Source organism: Mycobacterium sp. (genome assembly GCF_052144515.1).
Taxonomy (GTDB): domain Bacteria; phylum Actinomycetota; class Actinomycetes; order Mycobacteriales; family Mycobacteriaceae; genus Mycobacterium.
In genome coordinates, this window is record NZ_JBKQQD010000025.1 from 1 (window position 1) to 4,780 (window position 4,780).

Here is a 4,780-nt window from a genome sequence, read left to right on the forward strand (position 1 = left end):
TAGTAGTAGTAGTAGTAGTAGTAGTAGTAGTAGTAGTAGTAGTAGTAGTAGTAGTAGTAGTAGTAGTAGTAGTAGTAGTAGTAGTAGTAGTAGTAGTAGTAGTCGGTTGCGGCGTGTTGCTCGCCGAAGAACAGCCAGTTGGGTCCGGTGTGGCCGAGCGCTCGTCGTTCCTGCAGGAAGCCGCGGAAGGGGGCGATGCCGGTCCCCGGTCCGATCATGATCATCGGCGTGTGCGGGTCGCTCGGCGGCCGGAAATTGCTGGATGCGCGGATATAGACGGCGGCCTCATCACCGGGGCAGCGGTCCGCGAGGTATGTCGAGCACACCCCGCGGCGCGGGACGCCCTGAAAGCTGTAACGCACCGGCGAGACCGTCAGGTGGACTTCCCCAGGATGCTCCTTTGGGCTGGACGAGATCGAATAGAGGCGCGGCTGAAGTGGTTTGAGCACGCCGAGCCACTCGTCGACGGACGCGGTGACCTTACAATGACCGAGCAGGTCGACGGACTGCCGGCCCCACGTCCAATCGGCCAGCGCGGCTTTGCTTTCCGGCTTCATCAACTCGGCCAGTTGCGCATCGCCCGTGTGCCGCGCGACGAACCGAAGCAGGTCCGGACTGATGTGGGCGATTTCGAATCGGCTGGTGAGCGCATCTCGCAGTGACATTGATGTCATCGACCCGTGATCGGCAACCTGCACCGCGGTCTCGCCGTCCAGTCCGGTCAGCGTCAACCATTCGTCGACGAGCCGCTTACCATTGCGCGGCCACACCCCGAGGGCGTCACCGGCTTCGTAGCTGATGGTTTTCTCCGACAGGCCGAACACCAAGTGCCGCACGTCCTTTGCCGACCGCGGTTGGCTGAGCGTGGTGTTTCGGACCAGGCTGGTGACCAGTGGATGCTTCTTCGTGTACCTCGTTCGTGCGGGCCTGCTCGACGGGCGGGTCGGTGCCGTAACAGGAGCGGCGGTGCCGGCGAGCGCGCCAATAATATTGCTGACCCATCTCGCTGCGGCGTCCTCGTAATCGGGTTCGCAGTCGACACGGTCGATAATGCGGGTCGCTCCCAGCTCGGCCAGGCGCTCATCGAATCTGCGTCCGTGCCCGCAGAAATCGTCGTAGTTGGAGTCGCCGAGCGCAAGCACCGCGTAGCGGGTGCCGGCGAGCTGCCGGTGATTCTCGGCGCACAGCGCCCGCCAGAGGGCAGCGCCATTGTCCGGCGGCTCGCCGTCCCCGGTGGTGCTGGTGATCAGCAGTAGCTCCGGTGTTTTCGCCAGGTCGGCAGGAGAGAAATCGTCCATGCCGTGCAACGCGACCGGCAGCCCGGCCTCGTCGAGTCGGGCGGTCACGTCGGCGGCGAGTTCTTCGGCGTTGCCGGTTTGCGAGGCCCATAACAGCACGGTCGGCGCCCGCTGGGGCGCTGCTTCGGACTCGGCTGACCCGGTGACCGGTTCGCCGACCGCCGGCTTTGCTTCGGGGACCGGGGCGCGCGCGAACAGCCCGGCGAGCAGACCGTCCACCCACAGCCGGGTGTTGGAATCGAACGGGGCGCTGAGCGGCATAGTGGGCACGCCGGTCGTGCGCCGGCCGGCTTCCGAACGCAGCCCGGTGATCAGACCCGCTAGGTAGGACCGGCCCAATGGACCAAACTGCGGCGTGGGTTCGTCTGCCACCCCGAGTAATTGGGCGAGGACGTCGATTTGGGAGACCCGGCTGGCGGCCGGCGGGGGATCGGTCTCCAACTCCGGTTCGGCGAGGCTGACCTTCGTCAGGCTGATCGCACACGCCTTGTATTCCGGTTGGCGAGAGATCGGATCGACGGCGTCGCTGGTGACCGCATTGATCGAGAGGTATTCGCCGAACACGTCATTCCAGTGGAACGGCGCAAAGCAGTTGCCGGGCCGCACCCGGTCGGTGATCACGGCGGGCAGCACGGCGCGGCCGCGGCGGGAAGCGATCTCCACCCGGTCGCCATCGCAGATGTCCAGCCGCGCGGCATCTTCGGGGTGAATCTCGACGAACGGCCCGGGATTGAGCTTGTTGAGCTTGGCGATTTTCCCGGTTTTGGTCATCGTGTGCCACTGGTGCGCCAGGCGTCCGGTATTGAGCAAGAACGGGTAGGCGGCGTCGGGCATCTCCTCCGGCAGCAGGTGCGGGCGAGCGAAGAACATCGCACGGCCGGTTGCGGTCGGGAACGCCAATCGGGGCACGCTGCCGTCATCGCGGACGAGCTGAGTCTGGCTGACACCGTCGTTGCGGTAGCGGATCGGGTTGCGGTCGGCGGCGCTGTCGGGTGGGCACGGCCACTGCAGCGGTGTCTGGCGCAGCCGGTCGTAGCTGACCCCGCGGAGGTCATAGCCGGTCTTGGGATTCCAGAACCGCTTGATCTCGTCGAACACATCTTCTGCGGAGTCATAGCTGAACGACTCCGAATACCCCATCGCGCAAGCGATCCGGGCGATGATCTGCCAGTCTGGCAGCGCTTGCTCCACCGGCTCGACGGCTTGCTGGAACAGGGTCAGGGTGCGCTCGGAGTTGACCATCACCCCGTCGGATTCCGACCAGAGGGCGGCCGGTAGTACCACGTCGGTGTACTCGTTGGTCTCGTTCTCCATGAACGCATCCTGGGTGATCACCAGTTCGGCTTTCTCCAGACCGGCGAGCACGGTCTTTCGATTGGCCACGGTGGCAACGGGATTGGTGCAGATGATCCAGCACGCCTTGATCTGACCGTCGGCCATGCGGGAGAACATGTCGATCACGCCGTCGCTGACATCGGTGCGCAGCGAACCGCGGGGAATACCCCACTGCTCCTCGACGAATTTGCGGTCTTCGGCAGAGGTCACCGACCGCTGACCCGGCAGACCCGGCCCCATGTAACCCATTTCGCGTCCGCCCATCGCGTTGGGCTGTCCGGTGAGCGAGAAGGGACCGCTGCCGGGCTTGCAGATCGCGCCGGTGGCCAGGTGCAGGTTGCAGATCGCGTTGGTGTTCCAGGTGCCATGCGTGCTCTGGTTGAGGCCATCGTCCAGATGCTCATCCAGTTTGTGGCTTCGCCGATCCAGCGCGCCGCCGTGCGGATGTCTTCGGCGGGCAAGCCGGTGATTTCGCTGACCATCTCGGGGGTGAATTGCTGCAGGAAACTCGGCATCACCTCCCAGCCCTCGGTGAATTCGGAGATGAAATACCGGTCCGTTTGCCCATTCTCATTGATCAGGTGCAGCAGTCCATTGAGCAGGGCCAGATCGGTGCCGGGGGCGATCTGTAAGAAAAGGTCGGCCTTGTCCGCGGTCGCGGTGCGGCGCGGGTCGACGACGATCAGCTTGGCGCCCGCCTTGACGCGCTCCATCATCCGCAGGAACAAGATGGGATGGCAGTCAGCCATATTGGCGCCGATGACGAAGAAAACGTCGGCCGCTTCGAAGTCCTCGTACGACCCGGGTGGCCCGTCCGCGCCGAGGGACAGCTTGTAACCCGAACTGGCGGCGGCCATGCACAGCCGCGAGTTCGACTCGATCTGGTTGGTGCCGATGAACCCTTTGGTCAACTTGTTGGCCAGGTACTGGGCCTCGAGCGACATCTGTCCGGACACATACAAGGCGAAGGCATTCGGCCCGTGTTCGTCGATGATCTCCCGTAACCGCTTGGCGCATTGGGTGATCGCGGTCTCTGCCGCGATGGGTTCAAGGGGTTCGCCGCGGTCGGGGCGCAGGTATGCCGACTCCGCCCTACCGGGCGCGGGAAAGAGGTCGGCGGTGGTTGCGCCCTTGGTGCACAGCCTGCCGAAGTTGGCCGGATGGTCTTTCTTTCCAGTCGATTTGGCGATGTGACGGCGGCCGCTTTCGGGGTCAGTTGTGATCTGCAGCACCATTCCACAGCCCACGCCGCAGTAGGCGCACAGGGTGTTGACGGTGTCCCCGGTGGGTTGCGCAGCCACGCGTACGTCCCTTTCTCGAGCGCGCAATAAGGATTTGCGCAATCGTGCGACAAGGATGTTTCAGGACCGGGTATCCGGTGCTTCCGCCGTTTTACGGCTTTCTCACAACGCACGGAGCTAAGCGGTGAAGTGGAGAGAAAGTCACCAGAAAACGACCGTTACCCCAGGTCATCGCGGGTCCACTTTGACCCGCCCGAGTTGAAATTCAGGTTACCCGCGAGGACGGCTGCGATGCCTTCTGTAACCGGGGCTCCGACGAAACAGACGGGACATTCACAGTCTTCGCTAAGCTCACCGTGTGCGTCGTCAGCTGGTCACGATCCTGCTGATCGTGCTGGCCGCCGGGTGCGGGTCGCAGCCGCCCAACTCGTCGCAGTCGTCACCGCCGTCCGACACCTGCAAAGGTTCCGACGGGCCGACGAACGATACGGTGCGGCAGGCCATAGAGGCTGTAGCCTCGGTTCCGGTCCTGGTGCCGGGTTCGATCTGGGTCGAAATCGCACGGGGACATACCAGGAAATGCCGGCTGTATTGGGTGCAGATCATCCCCAGCATTGCCGACGAGTCGACTCCTCAGCAGCTGTTGTTCTTCGACCACAACACGCCGCTGGGCACACCCACCCCGAACCCGAAGCCCTACATAACCGTGCTGCCGCCCAGTGATGACACCGTAACCGTTCAGTACCGATGGCAGGTCGGCGGCGATCAGGCGTGCTGTCCGACTGGCGCCGGGACCGTGAAATTCCAGATTGGATCGGACGGCAAGCTGCAGGCACTCGGCAAGATTCCGCACCAGTAAGGTATGCTGAGCAGTAGCTCCTATGTCAAGCGGCGGTGCGTTGGGCG

At 63.7% G+C, this 4,780-nt stretch carries 1 protein-coding gene and 1 pseudogene; one reads left to right on the forward strand and one right to left on the reverse strand.

All coding sequences use genetic code 11. The annotated features are described in order from the left end of the window. Positions 1–92: 92 nt before the first annotated feature. Positions 93–3,868 (reverse strand): annotated as a pseudogene (locus tag ACLP9N_RS01250) (molybdopterin-dependent oxidoreductase); the annotation flags it as partial. Between the two features lie 364 nt (positions 3,869–4,232). Between ACLP9N_RS01250 and ACLP9N_RS01255 the strand changes: the two are divergent. Then, positions 4,233–4,733 (forward strand): LppP/LprE family lipoprotein, encoded by a 501-nt coding sequence (locus ACLP9N_RS01255; RefSeq protein ID WP_442405695.1) that lies wholly within the window; start codon positions 4,233–4,235, stop codon positions 4,731–4,733. The last annotated feature ends 47 nt before the right edge of the window (positions 4,734–4,780 follow it).